Origin of the sequence: Dactylosporangium sp. NPDC048998 (assembly GCF_043197855.1) — a bacterium.
Taxonomy (GTDB): domain Bacteria; phylum Actinomycetota; class Actinomycetes; order Mycobacteriales; family Micromonosporaceae; genus Dactylosporangium.
Window position 1 is genome coordinate 96,098 of sequence record NZ_JBICTV010000021.1, and the last position, 18,264, is coordinate 114,361.

At 68.3% G+C, this 18,264-nt stretch carries 15 protein-coding genes; 2 read left to right on the top strand and 13 right to left on the bottom strand.

What is annotated here, in order from left to right:
• Positions 1 to 1,364: 1,364 nt before the first annotated feature.
• The 13 genes from ACGFI8_RS33745 to ACGFI8_RS33805 form a co-directional block, all read right to left on the bottom strand.
• A complete protein-coding gene (locus ACGFI8_RS33745) occupies positions 1,365 to 2,303 on the bottom strand; it encodes a hypothetical protein (RefSeq protein WP_392810877.1) in 939 nt (312 codons plus the stop codon).
• Positions 2,300 to 2,656 carry a cupin domain-containing protein gene (locus tag ACGFI8_RS33750; protein ID WP_392810878.1) on the bottom strand — a complete coding sequence of 119 codons (357 nt, stop codon included), beginning with the start codon at positions 2,654 to 2,656 and terminating at the stop codon, positions 2,300 to 2,302. The genes ACGFI8_RS33745 and ACGFI8_RS33750 overlap by 4 nt, the downstream gene beginning before the upstream one ends.
• 25 nt (positions 2,657 to 2,681) lie before the next feature.
• On the bottom strand, positions 2,682 to 3,602 hold the full coding sequence (locus ACGFI8_RS33755; protein WP_392810879.1) for an allantoinase PuuE: 921 nt from the start codon (positions 3,600 to 3,602) through the stop codon (positions 2,682 to 2,684).
• A 46-nt stretch (positions 3,603 to 3,648) separates the two neighbouring features.
• Positions 3,649 to 4,515, bottom strand: coding sequence for an aldehyde dehydrogenase family protein (locus tag ACGFI8_RS33760; protein ID WP_392810880.1), 867 nt, complete (start codon positions 4,513 to 4,515; stop codon positions 3,649 to 3,651).
• Between the two features lie 37 nt (positions 4,516 to 4,552).
• Positions 4,553 to 5,989 (bottom strand): aldehyde dehydrogenase family protein, encoded by a 1,437-nt coding sequence (locus ACGFI8_RS33765; RefSeq protein WP_392810881.1) that lies wholly within the window; start codon positions 5,987 to 5,989, stop codon positions 4,553 to 4,555.
• Positions 5,990 to 6,039: 50 nt separating this feature from the next.
• Positions 6,040 to 7,062, bottom strand: coding sequence for a deoxyribose-phosphate aldolase (deoC, locus tag ACGFI8_RS33770; RefSeq protein WP_392810882.1), 1,023 nt, complete (start codon positions 7,060 to 7,062; stop codon positions 6,040 to 6,042).
• On the bottom strand, positions 7,059 to 7,832 hold the full coding sequence (locus ACGFI8_RS33775; RefSeq protein ID WP_392810883.1) for a sugar isomerase domain-containing protein: 774 nt from the start codon (positions 7,830 to 7,832) through the stop codon (positions 7,059 to 7,061). Before ACGFI8_RS33775 ends, deoC begins: the two co-directional genes overlap by 4 nt.
• Positions 7,829 to 8,986 (bottom strand): SIS domain-containing protein, encoded by a 1,158-nt coding sequence (locus ACGFI8_RS33780; RefSeq protein ID WP_392810884.1) that lies wholly within the window; start codon positions 8,984 to 8,986, stop codon positions 7,829 to 7,831. The genes ACGFI8_RS33775 and ACGFI8_RS33780 overlap by 4 nt, the downstream gene beginning before the upstream one ends.
• Positions 8,964 to 10,862 carry a PfkB family carbohydrate kinase gene (locus tag ACGFI8_RS33785; protein ID WP_392810885.1) on the bottom strand — a complete coding sequence of 633 codons (1,899 nt, stop codon included), beginning with the start codon at positions 10,860 to 10,862 and terminating at the stop codon, positions 8,964 to 8,966. Before ACGFI8_RS33785 ends, ACGFI8_RS33780 begins: the two co-directional genes overlap by 23 nt.
• Positions 10,855 to 11,970, bottom strand: a complete 1,116-nt coding sequence (locus ACGFI8_RS33790) for an ABC transporter permease (RefSeq protein ID WP_392810886.1) — start codon at positions 11,968 to 11,970, stop codon at positions 10,855 to 10,857. The genes ACGFI8_RS33785 and ACGFI8_RS33790 overlap by 8 nt, the downstream gene beginning before the upstream one ends.
• Positions 11,967 to 13,436 carry an ABC transporter ATP-binding protein gene (locus tag ACGFI8_RS33795; protein WP_392810887.1) on the bottom strand — a complete coding sequence of 490 codons (1,470 nt, stop codon included), beginning with the start codon at positions 13,434 to 13,436 and terminating at the stop codon, positions 11,967 to 11,969. The genes ACGFI8_RS33790 and ACGFI8_RS33795 overlap by 4 nt, the downstream gene beginning before the upstream one ends.
• Before the next feature lie 122 nt (positions 13,437 to 13,558).
• Complete coding sequence (locus ACGFI8_RS33800) at positions 13,559 to 14,575, bottom strand: BMP family protein (RefSeq protein ID WP_392810888.1); 1,017 nt, start codon at positions 14,573 to 14,575, stop codon at positions 13,559 to 13,561.
• 97 nt (positions 14,576 to 14,672) lie between these two features.
• Positions 14,673 to 15,452 carry a GntR family transcriptional regulator gene (locus tag ACGFI8_RS33805; RefSeq protein WP_392810890.1) on the bottom strand — a complete coding sequence of 260 codons (780 nt, stop codon included), beginning with the start codon at positions 15,450 to 15,452 and terminating at the stop codon, positions 14,673 to 14,675.
• Positions 15,453 to 15,547: 95 nt separating this feature from the next.
• Between ACGFI8_RS33805 and hydA the strand changes: the two genes are divergently transcribed.
• Together hydA and ACGFI8_RS33815 are read left to right on the top strand one after the other, a co-directional pair.
• A complete protein-coding gene (gene hydA, locus ACGFI8_RS33810) occupies positions 15,548 to 16,927 on the top strand; it encodes a dihydropyrimidinase (RefSeq protein ID WP_392810891.1) in 1,380 nt (459 codons plus the stop codon).
• Positions 16,928 to 17,590: 663 nt separating this feature from the next.
• Entirely contained in the window at positions 17,591 to 17,956 is a 366-nt protein-coding gene (locus ACGFI8_RS33815; RefSeq protein WP_392810892.1) for a transposase, read from the top strand.
• The last annotated feature ends 308 nt before the right edge of the window (positions 17,957 to 18,264 follow it).

Sequence of the window (18,264 nt, forward strand, 5' to 3'; positions counted from 1 at the left end):
GGTCAAACCGTCCATGAGGAGATTCGGCAATCGGTTCGCCTGGCCTCGCTGCTCGGTTCTGCCTGCGGCGAGCGCAATACCGGTGAGGCTTGCGAAGATGTCGGGGGCGGTTGATGTCGGCGCGAACCCCGACCCGCGCGATCAGCGCACGCGACATCGTCCGCGTGGCCACCATTGGCCCTGATGGCCCACGGGAACCTTCCAGGAAGACGACAGCGAGCTGGGTTGGCAACACCGATCATCCACATGGCTGGGCCAAACAGCTCCGACGCGTCCGCCCCGACGCCAAGACCATGGTCCTCAGCGCTTAGTTGTTGCCGGAGCCTGACCTCTACCGACCGCTCATCGGCACGACCGGACGCCAGCTCGCCTCGGTGCTCCTAACGCTGGGTAGCGCTCGGGCGGCGGCGCCGCACGTTCGTGCTCGGATGCTGAACACGCACATCGAGTTCACGTACGACGCCGGCAACCGGCCGATCCCGATCGACTGGGTGTCCCAGTGCCCTACATGATCCGAGCAGCGGCGTGGGGTCTCGACCTGCGAAGATCTCCGGGCAAGGCCGTAGCCCGCCAGCGGTGCTTGACGTCAACACGGCGACGAGTGGTACCCAGAACGTGTTCTGCACCCGCGCATGCCGCGCCTTCCCAGGAGGCAACTGCTTGAGATGCTCAAACTCACGACAGGTCATGAGCCGGAGCTCGTCCTGCGCCGCATCGCAGAGCTGTACGCAAGGAACCTCCCCGAATAGCGCGCCGACTTCCCACGCCCGCGCGGCCAGGTGGCCAACTGGTCGCCATCAACCCGCAACACCGCCTGAACAAACCGGCGCCACCAAGCCGCTCCCGGACTCCACGGTTCGTAGGCAAACCTCTCAGCCGACACGGGGCCGCAGTAATGCAGGGCCGGTTGACGGCGGCTGCCTCGACCGTCCGCTTCGCGCTGACCACGGCGACCGTCCACCTGCGCCGTCGATCGGCACCTTGAACGGCGCCCGCCCCTCACCTGGGCACCACCGGTCCGACGCGAGCGGTCCAGCACCCGCCGTCGCACCGATGCTCTGACAACCAGGCCCCGCGCCATCAACCCGTGGCGCTTCCGGCAACACCTCCGCAGCGCTTCCGCCAACGCCTGGACGCCACCCTCGGGTCGTCAGAACCCCACCCACCACCCCGGAAGCCATGGACGCCGTCCGCGTTCCCCGTCACGCCGCCCAGACAGGGGACCGGCCGGCTCTCGCCGAGCGCGATCAGAAGCACGCGATCACCCCTGGGCCAGCGAGACCTCCGGTGAAGTATCGACGCCAGCACCTCACACCTCGCCGGAAGTCTCCCTATTGATCAAGCCGACACGCCACCAACGACGCTCATGGGCACCATAGCTGGATCGAGTATCGCGCGAGTACCGCCCGTGCTGCCGCGCCGACGTCGCCCGGCAGGCAGGTTCCTGTCTCCGTCGCATACGTGGTGACGAGGGACGCGGGCACCGCGTCGAGTACGAACTGCACGGCGGTCCAGTTGCCGTCCAGTGCGATCTCGGCGGTCGGCCACGGATGCAACAGGCATGCGCTCAATGCGGCCTCGGTTACGGTGGCACGGTCGGCGTCGCACTTGAGGGTCTCGGCGGGGGCGATGACCGGCACCCCTGCCTCCCGGCAGAGCAGGCTCAGCATGCGGGTACCCACGGTGTTGGTCAGGGAACCGTCGGCGTAGAACGACTCCACCCCGGTGATGAAGCCGTCGACACTGTCGATGACCCTCGCGACCGACATGTCGGGAGCGTATGTGATCTTGTGGCCCCTCGCGGCGGCCTGTCGAGCCACGCGCGCCCCCTGGCCGAGGGGTTCGCCGGCCGTGACCACGATCCGGCGCGGGCGCTTGGTGGCGAGTCCGTCGAGAACACGCATCACCATGCTGCTGTAGTCGTGCACGAGCAGCGTATCCGCGTCCTCCAGGAGCGCCTCCGTGTGCGCGACAACGCTGGCCTGCGCCGCTCGTCTGTACTCGGAAAGTTCTCGCGCTGCTCTCTGCACCTCTCCGGCGCCGCCTCGGGCGGCCTCGCGCAAAGAGGCGGCGAGATTGCGGTACAACGCGGTGTCCGGCTTGAGCCCGCAGAAAAGCCGCCCCGCCCCGCCGACATCCCCGGCGACATCCCGCTGTCGTGACTGCGCCTCGACCGCGATGCTGACCAACGCCTCGGTGATGCGATCCGCGCAGGCGCTGGCACCGACCAGCCGGTACGCGACGAGGTCGTCGAAGCAGGCCACCGCGAGCGGCGGCCACCATTCCAGAGGGCCGGCGGTCATGGCTGCGTCGACCGATAGGTGCGCGTGGCGGGTGCCTCCGGGGCGGGGAAGGCGTAGAGCATCTCAACGGGCGCCTCGCCGGCCCGGATCGCATGCCAGCAACCCGCTTCGATCAGGATCGCGTCGCCCGGCGCGAACGGGTGCTCAGAGCTGTCTGTGACCATCCATCCCGAGCCGGCCAGGACATAGGCCACCTCCGCGGTGTCGTGCTGGATAAGCGGGCTGGTCTGGCCTGCTCGAACCTGTGTGACGCCCATCAGCAGCGGGCTTCCGTCGGACCGAGGTGCTCCGAGCAGGATCCGCTGCACGCCCACCTCGCCGAGTGGGACCGGTGCCGTGTCTGCCGCACGCACGGTACGAATGGTCGATCGGGCTGGATCAGCTGCCACCGGTGCCTCCATGGTCCGCCAGCCAGGCGTCGGCGATCTGGTCACGCGTCAGATAGGCCACGCCGTCGAAATCTTGGGTGTACGCGAGGAAGCGCTCCAGGCCGGCGATGCGGCCCGGTCGTCCGATCTGGCGGGGGTGCAGGCCGATGGACATCATCCGTGGGCGCCTGGCACCCTCGGCGTACAGGACGTCGAAGGAGTCCTTGAGGTACTCGAAGAACTGGGATGAGGTGGCGATCCCAGGGGACTGCCAGAAACGGAAGTCGTTGACGTCGGGGGTGTACGGCACCACGAGGTGGCGCTTACCCCGGACCTCGACGAAGTAGGGCAGGTCGTCGTTGTAGGCGTCGCAGTCGTAGTCGAAGCCTTCTTCGACGAGGAGCTCGCGGGTGTTGATGCTCGGCCCGTACCGGCAGTACCAGCCGCGTGGCTGGATGCCGAGTGTCCGCGTGAAGGACGCTGTGGCAAGGCGGATGTGTTCACGCTCCTGGTCGCGGCTGAGCCGGAAGGTCTCCTCCCACCGGTAGCCGTGGCTCACCACCGAGTGTCCGCCCTCGACGATCGCCCTGCCCACGTGCGGGTTCTGCTCGATGGCCACCGCGCAGGCGAAGAAGGTCGCCTTGACGCGGTACTTGTCGAGCACGTCCAAGATGCGCCAGATGCCGACCCGGGAGCCGTACTCGTACATCGTCTCCATCGCCAGGTTCCGGACTCCGGGCGGGAGCGCGTAGGAGTTCCATTCGGTCGAGGTTTCCTGGTCGGGATCGCCCATCGCGAACGACCGCTCGGAGCCCTCCTCGTAGTTGACCACCACCGAGATTGCGATGCGCGCGTCTCCCGGCCAGCCACCGGGTGGCAGGTCCCGCGCATAACCGACCAGGTCGCGCCGTGGTCCCGGCACATCCACCATGTGTTACTCCTCTTTTCCTATGTCCAGCAGCCGCCGCCAGCCGGCCTCACACCCCGGTGGGGTGCCAGACGGTCTTGGTTTCCAGCAGGGCGGTCATCCGCTTGATGCCCGGGTCGGCCGTCCAGCCCACGGGTGTTGACGGCGGGCGTAGCACCCGCTTCAGGTTGCTGACGGCGGCGCGCTCCAGATCAGCGGCGAGCGCCGGGTCGGCGACCCCGGTCAGGTCGATGGCGTTCACGTCCATGTGCGAGGCGAGCCACGGCGCGGTCTCGGCGACTCTGCCGGTGAGGAGGTTGACCACCCCGCCGGGCAGGTCGGAGGTGGCCAGCACCTCGGCCAGGGTGATCGCCGCCAGCGGGTGCTCCGGCGAGGCCAGCACGACGACCGTGTTGCCGGTGACGATCGCCGGCGCCACGACGCTGACCAGGCCCAGCAGGGCCGGCTCGCCGGGCGCGATGACGCCCACCACCCCGGTCGGTTCCGGCGCGGAGAGGTTGAAGTACGGCCCGGCCACCGGGTTCGCCCCGCCGTACACCTGGGTGATCTTGTCGGACCAACCGGCGTACCAGACCCAGCAGTCGATCGCCTCGTCCACCTCGGCGGCCGGCACGCCGAGCGCCACGAACTGCTCGCGGCGCCCCTCCAGCATCTCGGCCACCCGGTAGAGGATCTGGCCCCGGTTGTAGGCGGTCGCGCCCGTCCAGCCCTGCACCGCCGCGCGCGCGGCAACCACCGCGTCCCGGACGTCCTTTCGGGAGGCGAGTGCCACATTGGAGTCCTGCACCAGATACGACCGCCCCGACTCGCTGCGCGGGAACTTCCCGCCGACGAACAGCTTGTACGTCTTGCGCACCGCCACCCGCTGGGGTGGCGGTGCCGGCACAGCGCCCGACGCGGTCGGGCTCGTCGCCATTGGTGGGTCCGCGGGGGGCGTGGCCCCCTGTGTGCGTTCAGACATTGAGGTACGCCTCCAGCCCGTGCCGGCCGCCCTCGCGGCCGTAGCCCGATTCCTTGTAGCCGCCGAACGGCGAGGTCGGGTCGAACTTGTTGAACGTGTTGGCCCACACCACGCCGGCGCGCAGCCGGTCGGCCATCCACAGGATCCGCGAGCCTTTCTCGGTCCAGATCCCGGCCGACAGCCCGTACGGGGTGTTGTTGGCCTTCTCCAGCGCCTCGGCCGGGGTGCGGAAGGTCAGCACGGACAGCACCGGGCCGAAGATCTCCTCGCGGGCGATGCGGTGCGCCTGGGTGACCCCTGTGAAGATCGTCGGGGCGAACCAGAAGCCCCGCTCGGGCAGCTCGCACGGCGCCGACCAGCGCTGCGCCCCCTCCTGCGCGCCGATCTCGGACAGGGTCCGGATGCGGTCGAGCTGGGCGGCTGAGTTGATCGCACCGATGTCGGTGTTCTTGTCCAGCGGGTCACCGACGCGCAGCTGGGCCATCCGGCGCTTGAGCGAGTCCAGAACCTCGTTGTACACCGACTCCTGCACGAGCAGTCGCGAGCCGGCGCAGCAGACGTGACCCTGGTTGAAGAAGATGCCGTTGACGATGCCCTCGACCGCCTGGTCGATCGGTGCGTCGTCGAAGACGATGTTGGCGGCCTTGCCACCCAGTTCCAGGGTGAGTTTTTTGCGGGTGCCGGCCACGGCCTTGGCGATGGCCCGTCCCACCTTGGTCGAGCCGGTGAAGGCGATCTTGTCGACGCCGGGGTGCTCGACCACCGCCTGGCCGGTCTCCCCGGCCCCGGTGACGACGTTCACCACGCCTGGCGGCAGGTCGGCCTGCTGGCAGATCTCGGCGAAGAGCAGCGCCGACAGCGGCGTGGTCTCGGCCGGCTTGAGCACCACCGTGTTGCCGCAGGCCAGCGCCGGGGCGATCTTCCAGGCCAGCATCAGCAGCGGGAAGTTCCACGGGATGACCTGCCCGGCCACACCGAGCGGCCGCGGGTTCGGCCCGAACCCCGCGTACGGCAGCTTGTCGGCCCAGCCGGCGTAGTAGAAGAAGTGCGCCGCGACCAGCGGGATGTCCACGTCGCGCGACTCGCGGATCGGCTTGCCGTTGTCCAGCGACTCCAACACGGCCAGCTCACGCGAACGCTCCTGGATGATCCGGGCGATGCGGAACAGGTACTTGGCCCGGTCTCGGCCGCTCATCGGCCCCCAGACCTGCTCGTACGCGGCGCGGGCGGCCCGCACCGCCCGGTCGACGTCAGCCGCGCCGGCCTCGGCGACCTCGGCCAGCACCTCCTCCGAGGAGGGGCTGATCGACTTGAACGTCGAGCCGTCGATCGGGTCAACGAACTCGCCGTTGATGAACAGCCCGTACGACGGCTTCAGGTCGACGATCGCGCGGGACTCGGGGGCGGGGGCGTATGCAAAGAAGCCCATTGTCAGTCCAGGGGTCCAGTCAGTCGTCAGGTCAACTAGTCGAGGGTCGACTAGTCGAGGGTGAAGTAATCGGGGCCGGAGTAGACACCGGTGGCCAGCTTGGTGCGCTGCATCAGCAGGTCGTTGAGCAGCGTGGAGGCGCCGAACCGGAACCAGTCCGGGTGCAGCCAGTCCTCACCGGCGGTCTCGTTGACCATTACCAGGTAGCGGATCGCGTCCTTGCTGGCCCGGATGCCGCCGGCCGGCTTGACCCCGATCTGCCGTCCCGTGGCGGCGCGGAAGTCGCGCACCGCCTCCAGCATCACCAGGGTCACCGACAGGGTGGCCGCGGAGGCGACCTTGCCGGTGGAGGTCTTGATGAAGTCGGCGCCGGCCAGCATGGCCAGCCAGGAGGCGCGGCGCACGTTGTCGTACGTGGCCAGCTCGCCGGTCTCTAGGATCACCTTGAGGTGGGCTCGCCCTCGCCCCTGACGAGCGGCAGAGGCACGGTCGCAGGCCTCCTTGACGGCCACGATCTCGTCGTGGACCTCGCCGTAGCGGCCGGACAGGAAGGCACCCCGGTTGATCACCATGTCGATCTCGTCGGCACCGTCGGCCACCGCCGCCTCGGTGTCGGCCAGCTTCACCGCCAGCGGCGCCTGCCCGGACGGGAAGGCCGTCGCCACGCTGGCCAGATGCACACCGCTGCCGGCCAGCACCGCGGCGGCCTCGGCCACCATCGCCGGGTAGACACAGAGCGCGGCAACCGACGGGCAGGACGCATCGGCCGGATCGGGGCGCAGCGCCTTGGCGGCCAGTGCCCGTACCTTGCCCGGGGTGTCCGCCCCCTCCAGCGTGGTCAGGTCGACCATGCGGATCGCCAGGTCGATCGCCGTCGCTTTGGCGGTCGTCTTGATCGACCGGGTGGCGAGCATCGCGGCCCGCTGCTCCGCGCCGACCTGGTCGACGCCAGGCAGCCCGTGCAGGAACGTCCGCAGCGTCGCCTCGGCGCGCCCGACCTCGGACAGGTCGGTGTGGCCGCCGCTCGTCGCAGGCGCCGGCTTGCCAGCCCTGCCGAGAAGTTGGTTCGTCATGGCGTTTCCAACCGACGAAGGCTCTGTTCGTAGGCGTCGTACACCGACCGGTAGGCCTTCGTCTCGTTCTTCTCCGCCCGTACCGACTGCACGATCGGGTGTCCGGCCGCCACCAGGAGTTCGGCGGCGCGGGACACGGCGGCGAGTCCGGCGGCCATGGCCAGCACTGTCGTGGCCGCGCCGACTGGCTCCTCGAGTCCCTCGACGGGAACGAGAGCCTCTCCGCGCGGCGCGAAGGTGTCGATGGTGAGGTCGGCCAGGTCCGAGAGCTTGGCCCCAGAGCTGTGCCGGGCACTCGCCGCCGCGGCCTCCGACGAGGAGACTGCGATGACCGTCATCCCGCGGGCCTTGGCGTAGCGTGCCGCGTCGACCACCACGGCACTGGTGCCGCCGTGGGAGAAGACAACAAGGACGTCCCCGTCGTGCAGGTGCTGCCCGTCGAGCATCACCTCGGCGTAACCCTCGGTGTTCTGGAGGAACAACATCTCGGGGACGCCGAAGGAACCGAGCACGTTGAACCAGAACAGCCGCGGGTCGACGATCGGGTGCAGCCCGACGAAGCTGCCGTACCGGGGGAAGATCTCCAAGGCCGGCAGCATCGAATGCCCGCTGCCGAACAGGTGCACGATCCCTCCCCGGCCGATGCAGCCGGCCATCATCTGGGCGGCGGCTTCGATCTGTTCAGCCTGCTGGCGCTCGATCCGGTCGAGGAGCTGCCGCAGACCTTGAAGGTAGGCCGTCGATGCGGGTACCCGCGCTGCCTGATTCATCGTGATGCCTCCGCGGACGTAAGGGTGGGGTCAACGTGGTAGCGCTCCGGCCCCCACTGCGCCGAGTTGTCGATGAGGGGGCGATTGACCCACTTGTTCGCCACCAGATCGGGGTTCTCGCCCCGCTGCAGCGCCAGCCGCAATGCCAGCCACTGCAGCGGCAGGACCCCGACGAAGGGCAAGTCGTCCTCGTCGACGCCGTCAGGCAGACGCAGTGAGTAGGTCGCCGCGTCGGCGAGGCTGGGGGCGTTGGTGATGGCGATCGTGACCGCGCCGAGCTTGGCGAGCCCCTCCGCGAGCTCCACAGCGCGGGAGAGCGCACGACCAGCCGGGCAGATGATCACGACGTTCGTGCCGGGTCGGACCGTAAAGATCTCGCAGTGGATGAACTGTTCCAGCTCCACGCTGTGGGCCGGGAGCGTCGCCGCCTCGTACGCCTTCGCCATGCCGTACTCGGCGGCGGCGAGGCCGAGGCCGCTTCCAGTGAAGATCCACTGGTCCCCGGCCAGGTCGGCATCGCTGACCTGGCCGACCTGCTCCCGAGACTCCATGATGTACGGCACGATCAGCCCCGGGTCGAACGGGCGGACCGGACGGCCGGCGCGTGCGGCGAGAGCCTCGGCGAGCATCCGCATCAGCAGTGAGACGGCCTGGAAGCTGGCCGTGCGGCAGTTGGACCGCTCGTGCCGGACCGAGTTGTCGATCCACAGGTCGGCAGACGTGGCGAGTTCAGAGGCCGGATTCGCCGTGACTGCCACGACGAACGCGCCGCGTGCGCGTGCCGCACGAGCGGCTTCCAGGACCCGAGCGGTGGTCCCGGAGTGGGAGACCGCCAGGACAACGGATCGTGGGGTCAGTGCCTCGTACGTCTCCCGGGACAACTGCATGGCCTGTACCGCACGTAGCCGTCGGCCTGCGATCCGCGCGAACCAGACTTCGGCGCAGACTCCGGCGAAAAGGCTGTCCCCGCAGCCGGTCACCACCCAGTCGTCGACGTCTCGGCCGGCCAGTGCGTCCAGCAGATTGCTGATCGGGTCGGCGAAGGATGCCGCGGCCCGGCGAAGGACGTCGGGCTGGAGCGGGATCTCCTGCTCGAGCAGCGATGGCGCTGGTTCGACGACGGCCGTCTGGTCATCGGCTCCGGTGTTGGACAAGCTCTTCCCTTTCGGTGTTGATGGTGCTGGACGCCGAGCATTGGCGGTAGCGGGCGGCGCGTTCCGCGCCGGAGAAGATGTCAGGCACCTTCGCGCCGACCGCTTGGATGACGAACGAGGCGGATACGCAGCCGGCGACGGCCGCGGTGGCCGGTTGATCCCCGCGCGCGAGGCCCACCAGGAGCCCGCCGTTGAACCCGTCGCCGGCGCCGGTCGGGTCGACGACATCGAGATCGGGCACTGCCGGTACCACCAGTCCCTGCGGGGTGTCTGCGCCGAACACGACGACGCCCTCGCGCCCGCACTTGACGATGGTCAAGGCGCAGCCGAACGAGTCCACGAGAGGTTTCATGTCGGCGATGTCTGTGGAGTCCCGGTCGAACAGGTGCTGAATGTGTTCCCGGCTCGGCAGGAAACAATCAACGGCCCTGGTCAGCTCCCGCAGGCGCTCGAGCGCGTCGTCGTCGGTCAGGTAGTGCAGTTCCGTGTCGAGGGCCACGAGAGCGCCGGCTGCCTTGAGCGTGGTGATGAGATCACGTTGCTGCGGCAGGGTTGTGGGAGCCACGAGGACCCATCGCCCCTTGAGATCGAGGTCGGCGACGTCGGCGGGTTGCGGCGTCAGCTCGACAAGGGTGTCGAAGCTCTCGATGTCGAAGGCTCGCGCCCCGTCGGCCCGGTAACGGGCGATGTTATGGATGCTGCGTCCGGGCAGGACGGTGACCGCCTCGGTACGGACGCGTCCACCGTCCGTGTGGCTCAGCTGCAACTGCCCCATGGGGTAGTCCTGCCCGACCCGGGCAACGACGGCGATGTCCCCCTGCGCCAGAAAGGCGCCGAGCGCGGCGTAGGCCGCCGCCCCGCCGGTCGTGGCGGGAAGGAGATTGCCGTCGTCGAAACGGATCTCGTCGATCGTCAGGTGTCCGGCTACGACGATGCCGGCCGGTACCGCGTCCTGCGGCTCGCTGGGCGCGGCGTCAGGTTCGGGCCTGCGGATGCGCCGTCGACGCAGGGCGTCGCTGCTCGTGATCGCGATGATCGTCAGCACGTACGGGACCATCAGCATGAACTGCGATGGGAAGCTCGTGCGGATCTGCAACAGGCCGGCGAGGGCCTGGGCGATCCCGAACAGCAGGCAGGCGGTAGCGGTTCGGCTGACGAACCCGGCCCCGAAGATGACGGCTGCGAACGCGATGATCCCCCGGCCGGAGGTCATGTTCTCGCTGAACAGATGGACGGAGCCGATCGCCAGCTGCGCTCCCGCGATGCCGCAGAAGGCACCGCTGATGACGATGCTGGCGAATCTCACGCCCGTAACTCGGACGCCTGCGGCACGGGCCGCGAGCGGCGCTTCCCCCGCGGCTTTGAGCTGCAGGCCGAACATGGTCCGGCGGAAGATGTACATGACCCCGGCCGCCGCTGGGATCAGCAGCCACACCAGCAGGTCACGCCTGTCGAATATCGGCCCGAGTACGGGAACGTCTGCCAGCAACGGGAGGTGCAGCTGGGGGTAGCCGGTCGCGAGTTCGAGCTCCCGCCCGGCGTCACGGGCGTCGGCGAGCAGGAAGGTAGTCAGCCCGAGCGCGAACACGTTGACCGCGATGCCGACGATCACCTCGTCGGCGCGGAACGCGACGACGATCACCGCCATCACCGTCGCCGCCAGTGCTGCCGCGGCGACCCCGGCGACGGTACCCCAGATCAGTGAGCCGGTGCGGACCGCGATGGCGATGGAGAAGTACGCGGCCAGCAACATGAAGCCTTCGAGGGCGATGTTGAAGATCCCCGCCCGCTGCGTGAACAGCCCGCCGAGTGCGGCGTACAGGATGGGAGCGGCCAGCAGGATCCCAGGGCCGAGAAGGTTGACGACGTCACTCATTACGGGCTCCCCGGCCAACAATGGCCTTCATGCGCAGCCTGACCTTCATCCACGACTCGGGCAGGGACCGAGGCGCGATGAACAGGATCACGGTCGCGGTGAGGACCATGGCGATGTATTGCGACACCCCGTTGAAGATCTGCAGGCCCAGTCCGCCCTGGGCCAACGCACCGAAGAACAGCGCGGCCAGCGGCGTGAGCAGCGGTGACGCTCCGACGAGCAGGGCCGCGAGGATGCCGTTGAAGCCGATGTCGGGCGGGAACGGGGTGATGCCGGCGTGGAACACCCCACCGACCACGGCGGCACCCGCCATTCCGGCCAGCGCGCCGCTGAACAGCATGCCGAGGATCATCACCCGGGTGGTGCCGATGCCTGCGGATCGCGCCGCCAGCGGGCTGCTGCCGTGCAGGCGCAGCTCGTATCCCAGCGTCGTACGCCGGAACGCCCACCAGACCAGGACGGCCAACGCGAGGCCGACCGGTAGCAGGAATGTGACCTGGGAGTCAGGCAGCACGAGCGGGAACCTCGCACCGTCACGTAGGCTCTCGGTCTGCGCGTTCGCGCCAGGTTGCACGGAGGTCGCACGGAACGGGCCCTGGACGAGGTAGTCGTTGAGCAGGATCGCCACGTAGGTGAGCATCAGCGAGGTGAGGATCTCGTTGGTGCGCCACCAGACCTTGAAGAGGACAGGCGGCAGGGACCAGAGCGCGCCGCCCGCGGCACCGGCGAGCACGACCAGCGCGACCGCGAACGGCCGGGGCAGTTCCCCAAGGCTGGACGAGCCGACGGCAGCTGCGGCGAACGCACCGATGACGACCTGGCCCTGCCCGCCGGCGTTGAAGATGCCCGACCGGAACGCCACGACGAAGGAGAGCGCCGCCAGGATGAGCGGGGTGGTCTGCGCGAGCGTCGCCTTCGTCTCGGCAGATGTGCCGAAGGCGCCGTCGTAGAGCCCCTGGTAGGCATCCAGCGGGTCCTTGCCGACCGCGATGAGCACGAGCGCACCGACCAGTGCCGCCAGCCCGACCGCGGTGAAGACCGCCAGGACCCGCAGCGCCAGTGGGCGTAGGTTCGGGCGACGGACGATCGATTCGATCAGGGTCGTCATGCCGGTAGGCCCATCGCGAGTGACCCCAGCGACTCCTCGCTGGCCTCGGCGCGGCTGCGTTCACCGGCCACGGTGCCGTTGTACAGCACGATCGCGCGGTCGCACAGGTCGCACGCCTCCCGCAGGTCCGACGTCACGAGCAAGATCGACATCCCTTCGTTACGGAGCCGACGCAGGGTCGCCCGGATAGCGAATGCGGCGGCGACATCGACTCCCTGTGTTGGTTGCACCGCCAGCAGGACCCGGGGTTGCTTGCTGACCTCGCGAGCGACCACGACCTTCTGTGCGTTGCCTCCGCTCAGGGTGCCCACGGCGACACCCGGACCGGTCGCGACGACGTCGAAATCCTTGATCTGGCGTACGGCGAACTCACGTGTCGCGCGAAGCCGCCGAATCCCACGCCGGGCGAACCGCGGCCATCGGTGCTGCCCGAGCACCAGGTTGTCCTGGATACTCAGCTCGTTCGCCAGCCCTTCTGTGGGGCGTGACTCGGGGATGTGGCCCAGGCCGAGAGCACGGCGCCGCGCGACGCTGGATCGTGTGACGTCGGTACCGTCGAGCCGGATCCTCCCCGAATGCGCCGACTCGAGCCCGACCAACGCCGCGACCAGCTCCCGCTGGCCGTTACCTTCCACGCCCGTGACGGCAACGATCTCACCCGGCCGCACCGTCAACGAGATGCCGTTGACCCTACGGACCCCCAAGCCGTCGACGACGACGAGGTCCTCGACATCGAGGCAGGGGGGCGCTTCGGACGTCACCCCCGGGTCCGCTGGTTGCGGCTTGCCCACGGAGAGCGCGACGTCGCGCCCGACCATCAACCGAACCAGTTTCTTTTCGTCGAGCGTGGCGGTCGGCGCTTCCGCGACCAGGCGGCCGCCGCGTAGCACGGAGACGTTCCGGGTCACCGCCAGCACCTCGCGCAGCTTGTGGGTGACCAGCACTACGGTGGTGCCGCGGCTGGTCAGATCCCCCAGCACGGCGAACAATCGGCCCGCCTCCTTCGGGGTCAGGACCGTTGTCGGCTCGTCAAGGATGAGCAGCTTCGCGTCGTGGTACAGCGCGCCGAGAATCTCCGCGCGCTGGCGCATGCCGACAGACAGCTTGTCAACGGTTGCCCGCGGATCGATACCCAGACCGTTCTCCGCGCTCAGTCGCGCGAGCCGCTCGGCAACGGCGCGCCGGGAGGCCCGGGCCCGCCCGGCGAGCGACAGCATGACGTTCTCCGCCACCGTGAGGGAACCGACCAGCAGCGACGTCTGGTGCACCATGGCGACACCGCGCGCGAGCGCGTCGCGTGGGCTGCCGAACGTCACCGGCTGGCCGTTGAGGTGGATCGATCCGGAGTCCGGAACGTAAAGGCCGTACACCATGCGCATCAGCGTGGTTTTCCCCGCGCCGTTCTCCCCGACGACGGCGTGGATCGTCTCCGCAGGCACGCGCAGGCTGACCGCGTCGTTGGCCACCAGAGAGCCGAACCTCTTGGTCAGCGCAACGGTTTCTAGAGCGGGTGGGCGGCCCAGGGGGCGCCGCTCAGCGGCGGCGCCCCCTGCCACGCGAGGATCTGCAGTCATCTCGAAGGCTCGCCTTAGCCGCAGTTCGTCAACGAACCGGCCGACTTGTCGTCGGGAACCGTGATGGACCCGTCGATGATGCCCTGCTTGGCCTTCTCGACATCGGCCTGGACATCCTTGGGGACGAGCTTCTCGTTGAACGGCAGGATCCGTACCGCGTTGTCGTTCAGGCCGTACACCTGCAGGCCGGTCTTGAACGAGTTGCCGGCGAACTGCTCAACGGCGACCTTGGCGGCACTGGCGAAGTCCGGTCCGGTCGCGGTCAGGCCGTAGTTCGGGGCCAGCGGGAGCACGTCAACGTCGGCGCTGACCAGGTACTTCTTCTGCTCCTCGGCGGCCTGGTAGATGCCGAGCTGGGTGCCCGCGGTCGCGGCGTGGATGATGTCGACGTCCTGCCCGTACATGGTGTTCGCGAACTGCTTACCCAGTGCGGGGTCGCTCAGCGAGCCCACGTAGGCGAAGCACACCTTGATGGTGGGATCCACCGACTTCACCCCGGCCTGGAAGCCGACCAGGTAGCGGTCGACGACGTCCTGCTTGATGGAGCCCAGGAAGCCCACCTTCTTGGTCTGGGTGAGCCTGCCGGCGACGATCCCGCCGAGGTAGGAGGACTCGTTCTCCCGGAAGAACAGCTCCTGAACGTTGTCCAGCGGCTTGCTCAGCCGCGCGTCGAGAAGCACGTACTTGACCTTCTCGTGCTTCGGGGCGACCTTCTCCACCGCCTGGATCATCGGCGGGAACGTGGTGAACACCAGGTCGCTGCGCCCGGAAACGCTCTCCAACGTCGACTCGTACGTCGACGGGTCGGTCAGAACGACGACGTTGGACTGCATCCCGGCCTTCTCGGTCGCGGCCTTAAATCCCCCGACGAAGTCCTGCATGACACCCTTGTCGTTGACAGACTGGATGCTGACCAGGGTGGCGGTCTTGCCCGAGGTCGACGAGCCGCCTTCCTCGCTGGATCCGCCGGATCCGCCTCCGCATGCCGACAGGGCGACAGCCGAGGCGCACGCCAAGGCGCTGATGAGCACACGCCGGCGCGTGCTGCGAGGTTGCTTGTGTAACACGATGCCTCCCGGCTATCCAGAGGGGTGTTGAACTGCGGCAGAAACTGCCGCGGTACTGCGGCTAGCTGACCGGAGTCCTGCGGACGTGCACGCCCATGTACTCGAGGTTGAAGTAGTTCTCGCTGTAGAGGAAAGGAACACCGTTACGGTCGTAATGGAGCTGCTTGAGCACCAGTAGCGGCTTGCGACGCGATACGGCCAAGAGGTCCGCCACCCGGGGGCTGGGCAACGTGGGAAGGATGTCGGCGCGCGCGGCATGCACCTCCAGGTGGCACTCCCGCTGCAGGAACAGGAACAGCGACTCGTCACCGCGGTACTGCGCCATCACTCTGTCGGGAACGCGGGCCACGCTGATGTGGTCGCGGCAAAAGATGACGGGCAGGTTGTCCGCCGTACGCACCCGCTCGATGCAATGCACCTTTTCCTCGCCCGTGAAGCCCAGCTCTTGACGGACGGTGTCGTTTCCCGGCCCGGTCACGAGCTGGTAGTCGCGGGCGCCGGCCTTGTACCCGGCCCGGGTGATCATGTCGGTCGTGCTGGTGAGGTGCTCGATGCCGACCTCGACGGGGAACTGCTTGTCTGTACTCGGATCCAGCGTGAACGTCCCAATACCCTGCTTGGTGCCCGCCAGCCCCTGCTCACGCAGCACGCTGATGGCTTCCCGGACGGTATTGCGACTGACGTTGAGCAACCGGGCGAACTCGGGCTCGCTGGGCAACCGCGTACCGGGCGCAAGCTCGCCCGACCGGATTTTGGCGGCGAGCGCCGCAGCAATCTCGGTCGGCAGCGACGCGCGTCGCCCGGGCAAGGACCCCAGATCCCAATCGTGTGCTTCCGTCACTGCGCGCCTCCCGCTAGCGTGGTTGTTGGACATCCAACACGCCCGACCACCTGCCGTCAACAGCGTCGTACGTTCAGCCGAGGGAGATCGTCTTCATGGCCTATTCGCAGCTCGCCATCGTGGGTGGCACCGTCGTCAACGACGACTGGAGCGGCCCTGCGTCCGTCTTCGTGCAGGGCCGGCGCATTGCACGGCTCGCCGCTGCGACCGACCCGGTACCTGAGGGAATTCCCGTCATCGACGCGTCCGGTCGACTCGTGCTGCCCGGCGGGGTGGACCCGCACACGCACATCCAGATGTCGCTGGGCGATTACACGACCCGCGACGGCTACCGTGAGGCGACCACGGCCGCGGTGTGGGGAGGCACCACGACAGTGGTGGACTTCGCGATCCCCCGCCCCGGAGAGCGGCCGCTGGACGCGGTGCGGCAGCGACAGGCCGCCGCAACGGAGGGCGTGTGCGACGCGGCGCTGCACGCGTGTGTAGTGGAATGGGATGACACCGTCCCGGAGCAGTTGCGGCAGATCGCCGCGCTAGGCATCCGGACTGTCAAGTTGTTCACTACCTATCGGGACGTCGTCATGGCCGACCCGGCGACCGTGGTCAACGTGATGCGTACCCTGCAGGAACTGGGCGGAATGGCGTATGTGCACGCCGAGTCGAACCACCTGATCGAACACGACCAGCAGAGAGCGGTGGAACGGGGCCAGATCGACGCCGCTGGGCACGCCTCCAGCCGATCCGAGCTGGCGGAGGTGACCGCCGTCCGCGAGGTGCTGTCGGCGGCACGGTCGCTCGGCGCGCCGGTGTATTTCGTGCATCAATCCACCCCGGCCGCCATCGACGAGGTCCGCAGGGCACGCTCCGAGGGAGTACGCGCGTACACCGAGACCTGCCCGCACTACCTGGCGTTGGACGATCAGCACTACGCGGGAGACTCTCCTGAGTTGTTCGTGTGCTGCCCCCCGCTGCGCTCGCCAGCGACCGTGTCGGACGTCGTTGCCCGAGCCCTGGCCGGTGACGTCGACACGATCGGCAGCGACCACTGCTGCTATGACCGCACGCAGAAGTGGACCGATCGGTCGGATGTTCGGGTGATGCCGAACGGCCTTCCCGGTGTGGAAACGCGGCTTCCGGTGATCTTCACTGAGCTGGTACAACGCCGAGGGATGCCGGTGGAGCGGTTCGTCGCCATCACGTCCGCCAACCCGGCCCGGCTCAACGGCATCTACCCGCAGAAGGGCGTTATCGCCCCCGGCTCGGACGCGGACCTGATACTCATCGACCCGACCGAGCGACGCACGGTGTCCGCCACCGACCTGCACATGGCCACCGACTACAGCCCGTATGAGGGACGCGAGCTTGCCGGGTGGGCCAGCACTGTCATCGTGGGCGGGACGGTGGTACTCGACGACGGGGTATTTGCCGATAACCCCTTGCCCGGCCGGGCCCTCGTGTCGCAACCACTGCCGTAGCAGCAGCTAACCCGGGTGTTTCGTGCGCTAAGCAGGCGCGGAGGTGAACTCGTGTAGTGGACCTTGAGTCGTAAGCTCGTCGTCGCCTGCCGGTGTGAGTCCGGTCCGGGTAGCTGCCAGGAGGCCCGGTAGCAGGCTGGCGGCTCGGTCTGGAAACGGGTCGGGTCGAAGCCCAGCCTCAAAGCCCTTCAGGGGAGCGACTGAGCGTGTACCGTTCGGAACCTCGGTTTGGCTACGCTGCCTGGGAATGTGCTCGTTGATGGGTCCATTGAGGACTTTGCGGCGGCGGACCAGGGCCTTGGCGAGATCGGTGACGGCACTGTTGCATTGAGTCATCGTCAAGATCCGCTGCCGCAATGACTTCGGCAAGGGGTCACGCTCGTGTTGGTGAGGCTGGCCAAAACGGCGTATAACAGCCAGCGGTAGGGGGTGCTACTCGGCGGCCGCCGACCGCGCGGCGAAGAATTTCCGGTGCTCGATCAACACGATCGCTCAATGCAACAGCGCCTTTTGAGGGCTTGCCCGAGCCGGGTGCGGGGAAAGCCCGCCCGGTTCCGAGGGGGCGGCGGCGCAGCAATGCGCCGCCGCTACCCGAGTGGAAGCCGGTGTTCTACCTGCTCGAAGCGGCCGGGTTCGATCCGCGGCTGGTCAACGCCCCGGGACGTGAAGCACCTGCCCGGCCGGCCGAAGACCGACCGGCTGGACGCGGTGTGGCTGTGCAAGGTCGCCGAACGGCAGATGCTGCGGCCGAGTTTCGTACCCCCGCCGCAGATCCGGGTGCTGCGGGATCTGACCCGCTACCGGGTCGATCTCGTCGTCGCGCAGGGGGCGGAGAAGAACCGGGTCGAGAACCTGCTGGAAGACGCGCAGATCAAGCTGTCCGTCGTCGCGTCGGACATCTTCGGCGCCTCCGGCCGTGCCATGATGGCCGCACTGCTCGCAGGGGAACGCGACCCTGGACGGCTGGCACGCGGCCGGCTTGCACACTGGACTTTTCCGTTCCGTTCCGGCCCGAGCTCGAGCACCTGATGCTGCCAGGCCGGACGCTGGACAAGCCGCAGTTGCACCGGATCGAAGGTCATCGAACGACGCGGGGGACTGCGTCGACCGGAAACTGGAGCTGTGGCCGGCCGGGCTGCGGGAGCACCTCGCCCGGCGCCGCTGAACCGATCGGTTGCACATCCTGACGCGCCGATGGGAGCGCGATCCCAGCAAGCAGTGGTGAACCAGAACATTCGGACCTCATAAGCGCTCCGCGTTCTACGCTGCGTGATGGACCCGCAGCTGTTCGGCGTGCGGATCTGCCGGGAACAGTGCGTCAACGTCGTGATAACCCG